This window comes from Streptomyces sp. 3MP-14, assembly GCF_006334905.2.
GTDB lineage: Bacteria > Actinomycetota > Actinomycetes > Streptomycetales > Streptomycetaceae > Streptomyces > Streptomyces triticirhizae.
The window spans coordinates 285,256-299,225 of record NZ_VDLZ02000004.1 but is presented as its reverse complement, the minus strand read 5'-3'; the positions used below and the strand labels follow the sequence as shown (position 1 = coordinate 299,225).

The 13,970-nt window shown below is 74.7% G+C and carries 13 protein-coding genes; 7 read left to right on the top strand and 6 right to left on the bottom strand.

The features are described 5' to 3' along the window. The first annotated feature begins 19 nt into the window (after nt 1-19). The 4 genes from FH609_RS08085 to FH609_RS08070 are packed head-to-tail and all read left to right on the top strand — an operon-like array spanning nt 20 to nt 3,128. Nucleotides 20-385 (top strand): Rv2175c family DNA-binding protein, encoded by a 366-nt coding sequence (locus FH609_RS08085; RefSeq protein WP_139666433.1) that lies wholly within the window; start codon nt 20-22, stop codon nt 383-385. Nucleotides 386-445: 60 nt separating this feature from the next. Continuing rightward, a complete protein-coding gene (gene thiE, locus FH609_RS08080) occupies nt 446-1,114 on the top strand; it encodes a thiamine phosphate synthase (RefSeq protein ID WP_139666434.1) in 669 nt (222 codons plus the stop codon). A gap of 10 nt (nt 1,115-1,124) precedes the next feature. Further along, complete coding sequence (gene metF / locus FH609_RS08075; RefSeq protein ID WP_139666435.1) at nt 1,125-2,051, top strand: methylenetetrahydrofolate reductase [NAD(P)H]; 927 nt, start codon at nt 1,125-1,127, stop codon at nt 2,049-2,051. A 21-nt stretch (nt 2,052-2,072) separates the two neighbouring features. Continuing rightward, a complete protein-coding gene (locus FH609_RS08070; protein ID WP_139666436.1) occupies nt 2,073-3,128 on the top strand; it encodes a hypothetical protein in 1,056 nt (351 codons plus the stop codon). A gap of 53 nt (nt 3,129-3,181) precedes the next feature. On the opposite strand, the gene FH609_RS08065 is transcribed toward FH609_RS08070, so the two are convergent. After that, the gene (locus FH609_RS08065) at nt 3,182-4,648 is read right to left on the bottom strand and encodes a phytoene desaturase family protein (protein WP_264372753.1); all 1,467 of its coding nucleotides are present in this window, start codon (nt 4,646-4,648) and stop codon (nt 3,182-3,184) included. Then, nucleotides 4,645-5,316, bottom strand: a complete 672-nt coding sequence (locus tag FH609_RS08060; protein ID WP_139666437.1) for a TetR/AcrR family transcriptional regulator — start codon at nt 5,314-5,316, stop codon at nt 4,645-4,647. Before FH609_RS08060 ends, FH609_RS08065 begins: the two co-directional genes overlap by 4 nt. A gap of 141 nt (nt 5,317-5,457) precedes the next feature. Between FH609_RS08060 and FH609_RS08055 the strand changes: the two genes are divergently transcribed. The 3 genes from FH609_RS08055 (at nt 5,458) to FH609_RS08045 (ending at nt 7,372) form a co-directional block, all read left to right on the top strand. Beyond that, complete coding sequence (locus FH609_RS08055; RefSeq protein ID WP_193317801.1) at nt 5,458-5,928, top strand: SAV_6107 family HEPN domain-containing protein; 471 nt, start codon at nt 5,458-5,460, stop codon at nt 5,926-5,928. 43 nt (nt 5,929-5,971) lie between these two features. Next, entirely contained in the window at nt 5,972-6,769 is a 798-nt protein-coding gene (locus FH609_RS08050) for a methyltransferase (RefSeq protein ID WP_139666439.1), read from the top strand. A gap of 204 nt (nt 6,770-6,973) precedes the next feature. After that, nucleotides 6,974-7,372 (top strand): DUF3040 domain-containing protein, encoded by a 399-nt coding sequence (locus FH609_RS08045; protein WP_139666440.1) that lies wholly within the window; start codon nt 6,974-6,976, stop codon nt 7,370-7,372. Between the two features lie 1,114 nt (nt 7,373-8,486). On the opposite strand, the gene FH609_RS08040 is transcribed toward FH609_RS08045, so the two are convergent. The 4 genes from FH609_RS08040 to FH609_RS08025 all read right to left on the bottom strand — a co-directional run bounded on the left by FH609_RS08040 (nt 8,487) and on the right by FH609_RS08025 (nt 13,875). After that, a complete protein-coding gene (locus FH609_RS08040; RefSeq protein WP_139666441.1) occupies nt 8,487-10,910 on the bottom strand; it encodes a transglutaminaseTgpA domain-containing protein in 2,424 nt (807 codons plus the stop codon). Next, nucleotides 10,907-12,223 carry a DUF58 domain-containing protein gene (locus FH609_RS08035; RefSeq protein ID WP_139666671.1) on the bottom strand — a complete coding sequence of 439 codons (1,317 nt, stop codon included), beginning with the start codon at nt 12,221-12,223 and terminating at the stop codon, nt 10,907-10,909. Before FH609_RS08035 ends, FH609_RS08040 begins: the two co-directional genes overlap by 4 nt. Before the next feature lie 5 nt (nt 12,224-12,228). Further along, nucleotides 12,229-13,293, bottom strand: a complete 1,065-nt coding sequence (locus tag FH609_RS08030) for an AAA family ATPase (RefSeq protein ID WP_405378856.1) — start codon at nt 13,291-13,293, stop codon at nt 12,229-12,231. Nucleotides 13,294-13,362: 69 nt separating this feature from the next. Continuing rightward, nucleotides 13,363-13,875 (bottom strand): beta-class carbonic anhydrase, encoded by a 513-nt coding sequence (locus FH609_RS08025; RefSeq protein ID WP_139666443.1) that lies wholly within the window; start codon nt 13,873-13,875, stop codon nt 13,363-13,365. Nucleotides 13,876-13,970: the final 95 nt, after the last annotated feature.

Here is a 13,970-nt window from a genome sequence, read left to right as displayed (position 1 = left end):
GAGATGGCAGGCTTGAGGTGTGACCGAGATTGATGCGAAGACCGACGCTCTCGTCCCCGCCTGGCTCACCCTTCCCGATGTCGCGGAAGCGCTGGGCCTGGAAGTCACCCGGGTCCGCCAGCTGGTCAAGGAGGGCCAGCTGATCGCGGTGCGCCGGGGCGAAAACCGCGTCCTCCAGGTGCCGGCCGACTTCGTCGGCGACGGCAGGATCGTCCGTGGCCTGACGGGCACGCTCACGCTGCTGCGGGACGACGGCTTCACCGACGAGGAGATGCTGGAATGGCTCTTCACGCCGGACGACAGCCTCCCCGGCACGCCGGCGCAGGCCCTGCGGGAGAATCGCGGGACGGAGGTGAAGCGCCGCGCCCAGGCGCTCGCCGTGTAGCCCACACCGGCCGGTGGCGGGGCCTGCCCGCCACCGGCCTCACCCCGAGGGGGATGGACGATGCTCGCCGACGCCCGGCTCTATCTGTGCGTGGACGCCCGCCGGCGCCAGGGCGACCTGCCCGAGTTCCTGGACGCGGTGCTGGCCGGCGGCGTGGACATCGTCCAGCTGCGGGACAAGGGGCTTGAGGCGGCCGAGGAGTTGGCGTACCTGCGGGTCTTCGCCGACGCCTGCCGGCGGCACGGCCGGCTGCTGGCGGTGAACGACCGGGCGGACGTCGCCCACGCCGCCGGGTCGGACGTGCTGCACCTGGGCCAGGGCGACCTGCCGGTGCCCGCCGCCCGCGCCATCCTCGGCCAGGGAACGGTGATCGGCCGCTCCACCCACGCGCCCGAGCAGGTGGACGCGGCGCTGGCCGACCCCGAGGTCGGGTACTTCTGCGTCGGCCCGTGCTGGCCCACCCCCACCAAGCCCGGACGCACGGCGCCCGGCCTTTCCCTGGTGCGCTATGCCTCGTCCCGTTCCCCGAGGCTGCCCTGGTTTGCCATTGGCGGCATCGACGCTGAGAATCTGGACCAGGTACTGGACGCGGGAGCACGGCGCGTGGTGGTGGTGCGCGCGATCACGGAGGCCGACGACCCCGGAGCGGCGGCGGCCGAGCTGGCCCGCAGGCTCAGGGAACGTCCGGACACCGGACAACGGGCGCCAGGGAGCGGCGGAGATCGGTAGCCTGCCTGCCATGGCCCTTGGGAATCCCAGCACCATGTCAGGTCGCGCCGCGACCGTTCGTGATCTACTGGCGGCCGGCAAGCGATCGTTCTCCTTCGAGTTCTCACCGCCGAAGACCGAGCGCGGCGAGAAGACGCTGTGGAACGCCATCCGCCGGGTCGAGGCCGTCGCGCCGACGTTCGTCTCCGTCACCTACGGCGCCGGCGGCAGTTCCCGGGAGCGCACCGTGCGCGCCACCGAGCGGATCGCCACCGAGACCACCCTCACGCCCGTCGCCCACCTCACCGCCGTCCAGCACTCGGTGGCCGAGCTGCGGAACATTGTCGGCCAGTACGCCGACGCCGGCATCCGCAACATGCTGGCGCTGCGCGGCGACCCGCCAGGCGACCCGATGGCCGAGTGGGTCCGCCACCCCGAGGGCGTCAGCTACGCCGCCGAACTCGTGCGGCTGATCAAGGAGTCGGGCGACTTCTGCGTCGGCGTGGCCGCGTTCCCCGAGATGCACCCGCGCTCCACCGACTGGGAGACGGACATCCGGTACTTCGTGGAGAAGTGCCGCGCCGGCGCCGACTTCGCGATCACCCAGATGTTCTTCTACCCCGAGGACTACCTCAGGCTCCGGGACCGGGTGTCCGCCGCCGGCTGTGCCACCCCGATCATCCCCGAGATCATGCCGATCACCAACGCCCGGCAGATCGACAGGTTCCAGCAGCTCAGCAACACGAGCGTGCCCCCCGAGCTGAAAAGCCGCATCCTCGCGGTCAAGGACGACCCGATGGCTGTACGCTCGGTCGGGATCGAGTTCGCCACCGAGTTGTGTGCGCGGCTGATGGACGAGGACATTCCTGGCCTGCACTTCATCACGCTGAACACGTCGAGTCACTCCACGGCAACGCTGGACGTCTACAAGAACCTGGGGCTGCACCAGCGGTCCTGACTCAGTGCGGAGAGGGGCCTCATGGGCTGGACGGTCCTCTACATCGCTTTCGGCTTTGTGGCCCTCTGGCTGCTCGGTGAGGTACTGCTCCAGTACAAGGCGCGGCTGCGCTGGCGGTTGGTCGCCTTCTTCGGCTTTCTCGGCGTGGTCATCGGGGTGTTGCTGCCCTCGGTTCCCGTGATCGCCCTGGGCGCCGTGGCGTTCGCCACCGGTCAGACCTTTGTCACGCTCTCCTTCCGGCGCGGCTTCTCCACCGGCTGGGCGCTCGGCGGCAAGCCGGGCACCAGCCGGCGGCGCCGCGAGCCGCGCCCCGAGGAGGCCGGCGACGAGGCGGAGTTCGACGGGCCGCAGCGATCCGCGCCGCCCCCGCCGCCCGCCCCGGCCGGCCCGCCGGACGCCGGCTTCGCGACCGAGGAGTTCCCCCGACAGGGCTTCGGTGACGAACAGGGCTTCGGCGAAGGGGAGTTCGGGCGCGAGCGCCCGGGGCACGGCGAGTACGGCTCCGGCGAGTACCCCCAACAGGACTACACGCAGGGCGACTTCGGCCAGGGCGACTTCGCGCCGGCGGCCGCCGGACACGACGGCTACGGGCAGAACGGCTTCCCGCAGCGCGAGGACGTGGGCGGCGAGATACACGCCGGCGTCGGCTACGACGCCGGCTATGCCGACGGCTACCGGGACCCGGCCGTCGAGAGCGCCTACACCGAGCCCTACCCGGGCGCCTACCAGGACAGCTACGGCGCCGCCGCCGGCTATGCCGAGGGCGGCCAGTACCTGGCCGGCGGCACCGACGGCTACGGCTACCAGACCGGCTGGGCCGAGCAGGCCGCCACCCCGCAGGCGCCCGAGGCGAACGGGTACGGCGACCCGGCCGGCGGCGGCTGGACGGCCGGCGGCCCGGGGGAGACCCCCTACTACCAGGAGACCCCGCCGGGCGGCGTCTGGGTCCCGCAGCAGCGCGAGGGCGTCGCCGACGACCCGCTGGGCTACGGCTACCCGCAGCAGCCCGCCGACCCCTACGGACAGCAGCCCGGCTACGACGCGACCGGGCAGGGCTACTACTACGACGGACGCTAGCCGGACGGCCGTTGACCGTTCCGTCGCGCCCCGGCCGCGCCGGCGCGCGTCGTTCAGTAGGAGCCGCGCCAGTCCGGGCCCTCCACGATCAGCCCGGCCGCCAGCGCCCCCGACATCCCCACGTGCGCCAGCCCGCCGCCGGGATGGGCGGCGGCGCCCACCCGGTAGAGGCCGGTCAGCCGGCCCGTGTTGGCGGCGGCGAGGAACGCGCCGCCAGCGCCGGCCAGCGCCGGCGGTGCCACGACCCCGCCGGGCGCCCCCGTCTCCCGCTCCACATCCAGCGGGGTGCGGCACTCCGACCACAACACCCTTTCCCGCAGGCCGAGTTCGGCCGCCTCGGTGGCGTCGAGCAACCGTTCCCGCCACCGTTCGACGAGGGAGCGGTCCGACCAGTCCAGCCCGCCGTCGCCGTGCGGCGGCGCCGAAACGGAGACCACCGCCGTCTCCCGGTCGGGGGCCGGCCGCAGCGTCGGGTCGTCGGGCCGCAGCACCCGCGTCACCGGGTCGTCCCCGGCGCCCGACGGGTGCAGCAGCGTGCGGTGCGCCGTCCCGGGCGGCCGCTCGCCGTCCAGCGCCAGAAAGAGCGTGAACCTGCCGCTCCCGCCGGCGCGTTCACCGGCGCGCGGCGCGCCCCACACCACCGCGTCGGCCGGAACGGTCTCTCCCTCGGCCAGCCGCACTCCGGCGACCCGGCCGCCCGAGCCCAGCACCTCCACCACCTCGGCCCCGAACCGGAACGCCACTCCGCGCTCCCGGCAGCGCTGCCACAGCGCGTCGGCCAACGCCCGCATCCCGCCCACCGGATACCAGGCCCCGAACGTCTGCTCCACATACGCCAACACCGCCGCGTCGGCCGGGGCCCGCGCGGGATCGAGGCCGTAGTCCTGGACGGTGCCGGTCAACACGGCCGCGAGCGCCGGATCGCCCAACTCGGCCAGTGCCAGCTCCGCCAGGCTCGGCGCACGCCGGCGCAGCAGCCCGCGCCGGCGTGCGGGATAGCGCCCCTCGACCAGCCCGGCCCGCTGCTCCGCCGACGTCAACGGCTCCTCCAGCAGCGGCCTTCGGGTCGCCTCCCAGGTCTCCCGCGCCCGGCCCAGCAGCGCGCCCCACCGCGCGCCGGCGCCCGCGCCCAGCGTGGCGTCCAACGCGCGCCGCACCCCGCCGGGCGAGAGACCCGGCAGCCGCAGCGACCGCCCGTCGGCGAACCGGTGTTCCACGGCGGGATCGACCACCCGCCGCAGGTCGACACGGTCGGCCAGCTCTCCCGGTGGCCGGCCCCGCCCCCGGGGCGCCGTCTTCAGGAACAGGTCCCGCCAGACCGCCGGCAGGAACAGCAGCCCCGGGCCCGTGTCGAACCCGAACCCGTCCCGTCTGAGCAGCCCCAGCGCCCCGCCGTGCGTCGCGCCCCGCTCCAGCACGGTGACCGCCCGGCCCGCCGTCGCCAGCCGCGCCGCCGCCGCCATGGCGCCCATACCGGCGCCGACCACCACGACCCGGCCCGGCTCCCGCGCCCCGCTCACCGCCGCCCGTCCTCGTCCCGGCCACCCTCGTTCCGCCCGTCCTCGTGCCGGCCGTCCTCGTGCCTCCCAGGGGCTGCCGCCAACTGCCCCCGCAGCACGACCGACAGCGCCCGCCGCACCTCGGCCGGCCGCCGCTCGGGATGGAACGTCTGCCAGTCCAGCGCCCCCAGCACCACCATGCCCACCAGCGCGCCCGAGGTCAGCTCGACATCCAGATCGGCCCGCAGCTCACCGGACTTCACCCCGTCCTCCAGCACCCCCCGCACGACGCCGGCCACCTGCCGGCGCACCGCCACCAGCGTCGGATGCCACGGCCGGCTGCTCCGCCACTGCTCGGCCACCAACAGCCGCACGAGATCCGGGTGTTCGGCGACGAACGCCAGCCCCGCGTCCGTCATCCCCTCCAACGCGGCCAGCGCGCCGCCTGGCGCCGTGCCGACCGACCGGCGCAGCGCGGCCGTCAAGGGCTCGATCCCGTCCCGCAGCAGCGCCTCGAAGAGTTCGGTCTTGCTGGAGAAGTTGTAGTAGACCGTGCCCTTGGCCACGCCGGCCCGCTCGGCGATCTGCTCAACCGACGTGGCGGAGACGCCCTGTTCGGCGAAGAGGGTGACGGCGGCCTGGTAGAGCCGCTGCCGGGTCGCGCTGCGCCGAGGGCTCGAAACTGTCATGCGCCGATTGTCTCGCCCCTGGCCAGACGGATCGCGACGGGGATTGTCAGTGCCATGGTTCACCATGTGCACAACTGCGCATACCGCGCAGGACCATCGGAGAAGTTGGACCGCTGAATGGCGACTGACTGGAGGCTCGTCATGACCGGACTCCCGACTGATGTGCACCCCGTGCCGCGCCGGGCGCCCGCGCCGCCCGCCGCACTGGACCTGCTGACCCAGGCCGAGCGCGGCCTCGACGAGGCGGCCGTCCTGCCCGACCCGGGCGAGGCGTTCGTCGCCGCCCACCTGGCGGCGCTGCGGGCCGCCGCGGCCGTGCTCGCGGTCCGGGGGCGTCCCGAGCTGACGCCCCGGGGACGCCGCCGCATCCGCAGCGTGTGGGAGGTGCTGCCCGAGGTGGCCCCCGAGTTCGCCGAGTGGAGCGTCCTCTTCGCCGGCACCGCCGACCGCAGGGCCAGGATAGAGGCCGGCATACGCGGCGTGGCCACCCGGGCCGACGCCGACGAACTCCGCCGCGCCGCCGGGTTCTTCCTGCGGCTGGTGGAGGAGATGCTGCTGCGCCAGCCGGTGCTGCGGGCCGACCACGACGCCGGGGGCCGGGCCGCGAAGTAGGGTGGTGGCGCCCCGCCCCCGTCACCACGAGGAGCCCCGCGCCATGACCTCACCGTCGCGCGCCCGTCCCACGGGCGACCAGCTGTCCGGGTCGCACGCCGCGTCGCGCGCGGGGGTGGTGTGGGACGTGCTGCGGCGGGCACTGTCGGAACGCTCCGCCCGCGCCGGCCGCCCGACGCTCGACGTGCTCGACATGGGCGGCGGCAGCGGCAGCTTCGCGGTTCCGGTGGCCGGCCTCGGCCACCGGGTCACCGTGGTCGACCCCAGCCCCGACGCGCTCTTCGCGCTGGAGCGGAGGGCCGCCGAGGAGGGCGTCGCCGACGCGGTGCGCGGCGTCCAGGGCGACACCCAGGACGTGCTGGACGTGGCCGGGCGCGGCGCGTTCGACCTGGTGCTCTGCCACGGGGTCCTGGAGTACGTCGACGATCCCGGCGCCGGGCTGCGGGCGGTCGCGGCCGCGCTGCGGCCCTCGGGCGGCACGCTCAGTGTGCTGGCCGCCGGCGCCGGCGGGGCGGTCCTCTCCCGCGCGCTCGCCGGCCGGTTCACCGAGGCGCGAACGGCGCTGGCCGACCCGTCGGGCCGATGGGGTGCGCAGGACCCGGTGCCGCACCGGTTCACCGTGGAGCGGTTGACCGCCCTGCTGACCGAGGCGGGGCTGCTTCCGGGGCAGGTGCACGGGGTGCGGATCTTCGCCGACCTGCTGCCCGGCACCCTGCTGGACACCGAGCCGGACGCGGGCGCGGCCCTGGCGCGACTGGAGGCGGAGGCCGCCGTGCGCCCCGCGTTCCAGGCCGTGGCGGGACAGCTTCACGTGTTGGCCGAGCTTCCGGGCGAATCGTAGTCCAACTCCTCGTATCATCGGGATGAGCCCTCCGGCATGACCAGAGGCAACCAGGGGAAGAAGAGGACCATCCCCAGGGTGTCCGGTGAGCCGGTGTGGTGGGCGAAATTGGCGTACAGGGGTGGGTTTCACAGGAACACTTACCTGCCTATCCTTGAAGGGTCGGAAACGGTCGCCACCGCGACCGACGAGTAGGAGGACTCCGTGCCGCTCTCGGACCGCGAGCAGCGCGTGCTCGAAGAGATGGAGCGCGCGCTACACGCCGAAGATCCCAAGTTCGCGACAACGCTCCAGGGCTCCGAGCTGCGCACCGTCACGCGCAAGCGGGTCTACCAGGCGATCGCAGGGTTTGTGCTGGGCATCGGCCTCCTCATGGGAGGCATGGTCGCGCAGCTCATCTGGCTGAGCGTGGTGGGCTTCTTGATCATGCTCGGCTGCGCGGTCGTCGCGGTGACCGGCTGGCGCAGGGCCCCCGTGCAGCAGGGGGGCCAGGGCGGGCCTCAGGTCGCCGGTGGTCGGCGGCAGCGAGCCCCGAAGCGGCGGTCGATGATGACGAGGATCGAGGACCGCTGGCAGCGCCGCCGGGACGCGCGCGGCGAGTGACCCCGGGGTCACCCAGGTTTTTTTCCAGCGCTCCACACAGCGGCAGGGGCCGCCCTCACCGGGCGGCCCCTGCCCTTTCCTCCCATCGGGGGCGCGCCGCCACCTCCGACGCCGTTCACCTTTTTCGGTGCCCCGCCGCGCGGCGCGCGCCGCGCGCTGGCGCGCGGCCTCGGGGGACGGCGGGGCGTTCGTGGGCGGTGTGGTCGGTCGCCGGAACGCCGCTTCCGGGGTGTGTCATCGGGCGCTGTTCCGTTCGCCGGCGCGAACCCGCCACCGCGAGCGAGCCGCCCGTCAACTCCGGAACGGCGCAGCCACCCCGGGCGGACGATCTTTCCAGACGCGGCGAGGGCCCGTCGCATCCCGTGTCGGTCCCCGTGGGGCGCGGTCGCTGTTCTGCCGGGCGTGAGCCCGGGGGAGCACGCCCGCCGGGCGTCGCGCGTTCCGGGTGCCGGCCGCGCTGGCGCGGCCGGGTTTGCCCTGGAGGCGCGATGCTGTTCCGCGCTCGCCGGGCCGGGGACCCCGAACATGGTCGGTACCTACCGGGCAGCATTCCGCGCCCTCGCCGCGCTGGCACGCTCGGCCATCCGCCGACCACGACCGCCACCCGCCGGCTCCCCGCTGACGCACGCCTGGCGCGCCTTGTGCGGAAGGGCCTGCGCCGGTGCCCGGCCTTGTCCTGACCGTGCCCTGCCGCGCACGGTCTGCCGCCGGCGTGCTGTCCGCGCCAGCAGGTCCCGTGCCGGCGTCCGGCGCCACGCGGCCCACGAGGCAGCGCCCGGCCGCGTCTGGCGTCCCCCCGCAGTGCGCCGGCCGCGCCCGGCGCTGCGCCGCGCCCTTGGCACACCGCGCCGCCGCTCCCGCACGCGCAGCGTGTTCGTCCCGGTGCCGCATCCCGCACCGCGCGAGCGCGCCCGGTCCGGCCCGGGCCCCGCGCGCCCCGGCCTGGCGCCCCGCCATCGCTCCCGGCGCCGCGCGCCAGCGCCTCCGGCAGGGCTACGCCCTCCCCGCCACCCGGCAGGGCCAGCCCGGCGCCGCGCGGCAGTGCTCCGCGCGCTCCCGCTGCCGCGCGCCAGCGCACCCCCCCCCGCCCCGGCAGGGCCGCGCCCTGCCGGGGCTACGCGCGGCGGGGGATCACTCGGCCGGCTGAGCGGGGGAGGAGGAGGGCGCGGAGCCGTGCCAGGCGGGGAAGGCCGGCGGCCAGGCCGGCCCGCGCGAGGGAGATCTGACGGCGCCAGCCGGAGCGGCTCTCCGGTTCCCCACCCCCCGCCGAAGCCGAAGCAGCAGCCGCAGCCCCACCCCCCGCCGAAGCCGAAGCAGCAGCCGCAGCCCCAACCCCCGCCCCCGCCGGAGCCGCAGGCGCAGGCGATGGCTCCGGCGCGAACAGCTCCGCCTCCACCGCCGTCGCCAGTTCCCGCACCGCGGCGGCGGCCGCCTCGTCCAGTTGGGCCACCCGGATGATCCGCTCGGCCGCCTGCCGAGGCGTCTCGCTGGCCTGCGGCACGATGCCGTAGTCCCAGGCGCTGTCGGTCAACTCCCGCCACGCGCCCAGCGGTCCGGCCTCCGGCGCCAGCCGCCTCGCGCGCATCCGGGCGCGCCACAGCAGCGGCGTTGCCAGCAGCAGGAGCAGCAGCAGCCCCCCGCCGCCCCAGAGCGTCGGCCAGAGCGGGAAGCCGGACTCGTCCCGGTCCTGTTCCGGCGTCGTCGGCTCCTGCCGGCAGGCCCCGTCGACCGCCGGGTCGCAGCGCTCCGGCACGGACGAGGACGCGGAGGGCGTCGGCTCGCGGCTCTCCGTCGGCTCGGTCGGCTCGGGCTCGGCCGGCCGCTCGTTGTCCGGCCGTTCGGGCTGGGTGTACTCGGGCGCGTTGCCCTGCCCCGGCGTCGGCTCGAACCTGACCCAGCCCACGCCCTCGAAGTACAGCTCGGGCCAGGCGTGCGCGTTGTGCGCCCCCACCTCGTACTCGCCGCTGGCCGTCCGCGATCCGGGGGTGAAGCCCACCGCGACCTGCGCCGGGATGCCCAGGCTGCGCGCCATCGCCGCCATGGTGAAGGCGAAGTGGACACAGAAACCTTCCTTCTGCTCAAGGAAGTTGACGATCGCCTCCGTCCCCGTGCCCGACTCGACCCGGGTGTCGTACCGGAAGCCGCCACTCTGGGTGAACCACTCCTGGAGCGCGACCGCCTCCTCGTAGGCGTTGGCGCTCCCCGCCGTCACCTCCAGGGCCGTCTCGCGGACCTCGCGCGGCAGCTCCTCGGGGACCCGGGTGTAGTACTCCTGGAAGCTGCCCTCCGCCTCGGGCGCCCCGGCGAGCTGCTCCCTGGTGGGGCGCACCACCAGGTGCTCGACCTGGTAGGTCTGGCCGCTGCTGGTCAGCGACGAGTTCTCGGAGACCAGCGTCTGCGAGCCCCGGTCGAAGGACCACGGGCCGTTCGCGGTCACCGAGGTCGCCGGGTAGGGCACCGGCAGCGAGCGCTGCGCGTAGGCGTCGGAGGCGCGGATCTCGGTCACCGCGCTGGTGAACTCCACGTCCCCGCCGAGCCCGGTCACCGGCCACGGCGGCTGCGGCACCTCGGCCTGGCGCCAGTTGGACGAACTCCACTCCGCGCCGTTGAACTCGTCCAGCGCCGTCAGCCGCAGATACATCTCGCGCGGCGGCGCGCCGTCGGTGCGGTAGGTCAACAGCCGGATGTTCTCCGGCTGGTTGAGCTGGTCCTTCAACGCCACCACGGGATCGACGGAGACCAGCCCGCCGGTGCCGGCGCCCGCCCGCTCGGGCTCGTCCATGTCCAGCAGCCCGTCGCCGAGCCCCGGCAGCAGCAGCGGCGTCAGCAGCGCCACGCCCAGCGTCAGCGCCCCTATCCGCCGGCCGGCGCGCGCCCGGGGGCGCGCGGCGTAGCTCAGGTCCCGCGCCGTCATCCACCGCCCGCCGCCGGGGCCGCCGTAGAACAGCCCCCAGTGGCTGAGCCGTTCCCCGCCCTCGCTGAGCAGCAGCACCAGGTACCCCAGGCCGGCCGCCGCGAAGTAGGGCCAGCCGGTGGCTTCCTGGCCGACGCCGGCCGCCACCGAGAAGAGCGCCAGCAGCGGCAGCCCGGCGGCGGCCGCGTTGCGCAGCGGCACGGCGAGCAGGTCGACCAGCAGCCCCACCAGCAGCACGCCGCCCCAGACCATCAGCCGGATGCCGTCGGTGGCCGGCGCCGGCGTGGTGTACCGCCCTATGTCGTCGCCGCCGGCCGTCAGCAGCTGCCCGAACCGTTCGAAGACCTCCGGCGTCGGCACCACCCCGGCCAGCGCGTACTCCCCGGCCGAGGCCATGGTCAACAGCAGCAGCCCAACGCCCAGTTGGCAGAGCGCGACCACCCCGGAGGGCAGCGGCGTGTGCCGCAGCAGCGCCGCCGCCCCCGACTGCGCCAGCAGCAGCAACGCCGCCTGCGCCAGCCAGTCCGTGCCGTCGATCAGCGGCAGCAGCGAGCTGGCGGCCAGCACGGTGGCCAGCCAGGCCGCGAGCCCGGTCCTGATGTCGCCCGTCTGCACCGCGTTCACGACCGACCACCGCCCCGCGCCGACACCTCAAGAGCGGCCTGCTGCCACAGCGTGCCCAACGGGACGCCGGGGTGGTGGGCCAGCGCGGTCCAGCCGTTGTTCCGCAGCGCGGCCAGCCGGTCGCCCTCGATCCGCTGGTCGAGCTGCCCCGCGACGACGAACGCGGCCGCGCCCCCCGCCCTGGCCGCCATCCGGCCCAGCACCCCGGCCTGCGCCGGGTCGACCGAGCCGAGGAAGGCCAGCAGCAGCTCGCCCGATCCGGCGCGCTGCGCGGCCAGCGCCGGCTCGAAGCCGAGGGAGGCCGAGTGGTCCACCACGGCCAGGAAGTCCATCAGCCGGCCGGTCAGCTCGTAGGGGTCGGCGACCTCCGTGCCGGGCCCGGGAAGCTGGGTGCCGTCGTCGGTCAACAGCCTCACCTCGAAGCCCTGTCGCGTCAGCTGCGAGACCGCGGAGGCGGCCGCCGAGACCGCCCGTTCGAACGGCGCCGCGACCCCGCCCATCACATAGCCGGCGCGCCGGGTGTCCAACAGCACGGTGCAGCGCGCCCGCCGGGGCTGCTCCTCCCGGCGCACCATCAGCGAGCCCCGGTGCGCGGTGGAGCGCCAGTGCACCCGCCGCAGGTCGTCGCCGTGCCGGTACTCGCGCGGGATCAGGTCGTCCTCGCCGGCCGACGCCATCGACCTGCGCATCCCCACGCCGTCGCCGCGCGCCAGCCCGCCGAACCGCACCGGCGGCAGCGGCTCGATCCCGGGCAGCACGGTCAGCGTGTCGTGCGCGCCGTAGGAACGGGTCAGCTCCACCATCCCGAACGGGTCGGCCAGCCGCAGCTGGAGCGGCCCCAGCGGGTACCGCCCGCGCAGGTCGGAACGGATGCGGTAGGTGACCTCCCGCCGCCCGCCCGGCTCGATCCGGTCCAGCACGAACCGGGGCTTGGGGCCCAGCACATACGGCACGTGGTCCTGGAGCATCAGCACCCCGCTGGGCAGCCGGGCGTCGTTGGACAGCAGCAGGTGCACCCGCCCCTGCTCGCCGGCCGGCATCCGTTCCGGGTTCAGCCGCCTGGCCGCCGTCACCCGGGTCCTGGTGCGGTGCAGCACCAGCACCGCGACGACCGGCAACACCATCAGCAGCGCGCCCACCCGCAACAGGTCGGGCTGGCCCAGCAGATACGCGCACCCGACGGCGGCGGCCCCGGCGGCCAGGAACGAACGCCCCCGGGTGGTCAGCCCGCTGAACGCGGCCCGCAGCGGTCCCGGGCCGCCGAGGTGGCCGTCGTGCGACGGGTGCCCGGCGCCGACGCCGGGCCGGGGCATCGCCATCAGTAGCCCCGGGTCCGCTGCGCGCCGTAGACGTCGGGCACCGGGGTGCGGCGCAGGATGTCGGCCACGAACTGCTCGGTGGTGCGCTGGTTGAACTGCGCCTGCGCGTTGGGCAGCAGCCGGTGCGCCAGCACCGGCACGGCCAGCCGCTGGAGGTCGTCGGGCAGCACGAAGCCCCGTCCGGCCAGGGCGGCGGCGGCCTTGGCGGCCTGGAGCAGATGGAGCGTCGCCCGGGGCGAGGCGCCGAGCCGCAGCTCCGGGTGGACGCGGGTGGCCACGGCCAGGTCCACGGCGTACCGCCGCACCGGCTCGGAGACGTGCACCTCGCGCACGGCCGCGATCAGCTTGACGATCTCGTCGGCGTGCGCCGCGGGCCGCAGCGAGTCCACCGGCGAGGCCGCCGTGTGGTGCTCCAGCATCCGCAGCTCCGCCTCGGGGCTGGGGTAGCCCACCGAGACCCGCGCCATGAAGCGGTCCCGCTGCGCCTCGGGCAGCGGGTAGGTGCCCTCCATCTCGACCGGGTTCTGGGTGGCGATCACCATGAACGGCTCGGGCAGTTCGTAGCTGTGCCCGTCGGCGGTGACCTGGCGTTCCTCCATCGACTCCAGGAGCGCCGACTGGGTCTTGGGCGAAGCGCGGTTGATCTCGTCGCCGATGACGATCTGCGCGAAGATCGCGCCCGGCTTGAACTCGAACTCGCCCCGCCGCTGGTCGAAGACGCTGACCCCGGTGATGTCCGAGGGCAGCAGGTCGGGCGTGAACTGGATGCGCTGCACCGAGCAGTCGACCGACTTCGCCAGCGCCTTGGCCAGCATCGTCTTGCCGACGCCGGGCACGTCCTCCAACAGCAGGTGACCGCCGGCGAGCAGGACCGTCAGGGACAGCTGAACGACCTCCGGCTTGCCCTCGATCACGCTCTCCACCGAGCGCCGCACCCGCTCCGCCGTGGCGCTCAGGTCGGTGACCCTCGCGTGCTCCTCATAGGTCGTCAACCGGCCATCCTCCACCCTTGTCCATGCCTCGCCCCGGCCCGACGCCCCGACCGGGCCAAGGCCCTCGCCCATCCCGGACACCCGGAAGACCCCTCACGGTTGCGGACGCGCTCCCACGGTTCGCGGGGCGCGCGCCGCCACTCAGTCCTGGTCGTCGGACGGGTCGATCTCCCGGAGCAGACCGGTTGTCACATCGAACACGAAGCCGCGTACATCATCAGTGTGGAGGAGAAAGGGCGAAGTGCGCACGCGGGCCATCGACTGCCGCACGTCCTGGTCCACATCGGTGAACGACTCCACCGCCCAGCTGGGCTTCTGGCCGACCTCGCGCTCCAACTCCTGCCGGAAGTCCTCGGTGAGCTGCTCGAGACCGCAGTTGGTGTGGTGGATCAGCACCACGGAACGGGTGCCAAGCGCCCGCTGACTGATCGTCAGGGAGCGGATGATGTCGTCCGTGACCACCCCGCCGGCGTTGCGGATCGTGTGGCAGTCACCCAGTTCGAGCCCGAGGGCGGCGTGCAGGTCGAGCCGCGCGTCCATGCACGCCACGATGGCCACCCCGCGCACCGGGCGGGCGTTCATCCCCGGGTCGGTGAAGCCCTCGGCGTACCGTTCGTTGGCGCTGACCAGCTGATCCGTGACCGTATTCGACATAGCCGTGACGGTAGTACGAGCCGGCCGCCGGCACGGCCGAAGGGCGGGTGACGCGGCTCACAACCGACGCCCCCGCGCGGTGTTCGCCCGCCCCG

Coding starts and splice junctions, on each gene's coding strand:
- thiE (WP_139666434.1), top strand. CDS start 446: ATGCTCGCCGACGCCCGGCTCTATCTGTGCGTGGACGCCCGCCGGCGC.
- metF (WP_139666435.1), top strand. CDS start 1,125: ATGGCCCTTGGGAATCCCAGCACCATGTCAGGTCGCGCCGCGACCGTT.
- FH609_RS08070 (WP_139666436.1), top strand. CDS start 2,073: ATGGGCTGGACGGTCCTCTACATCGCTTTCGGCTTTGTGGCCCTCTGG.
- FH609_RS08060 (WP_139666437.1), bottom strand. CDS start 5,316: ATGACAGTTTCGAGCCCTCGGCGCAGCGCGACCCGGCAGCGGCTCTAC.
- FH609_RS08055 (WP_193317801.1), top strand. CDS start 5,458: ATGACCGGACTCCCGACTGATGTGCACCCCGTGCCGCGCCGGGCGCCC.
- FH609_RS08050 (WP_139666439.1), top strand. CDS start 5,972: ATGACCTCACCGTCGCGCGCCCGTCCCACGGGCGACCAGCTGTCCGGG.
- FH609_RS08035 (WP_139666671.1), bottom strand. CDS start 12,223: ATGCCCCGGCCCGGCGTCGGCGCCGGGCACCCGTCGCACGACGGCCAC.
- FH609_RS08030 (WP_405378856.1), bottom strand. CDS start 13,293: ATGGGCGAGGGCCTTGGCCCGGTCGGGGCGTCGGGCCGGGGCGAGGCA.
- FH609_RS08025 (WP_139666443.1), bottom strand. CDS start 13,875: ATGTCGAATACGGTCACGGATCAGCTGGTCAGCGCCAACGAACGGTAC.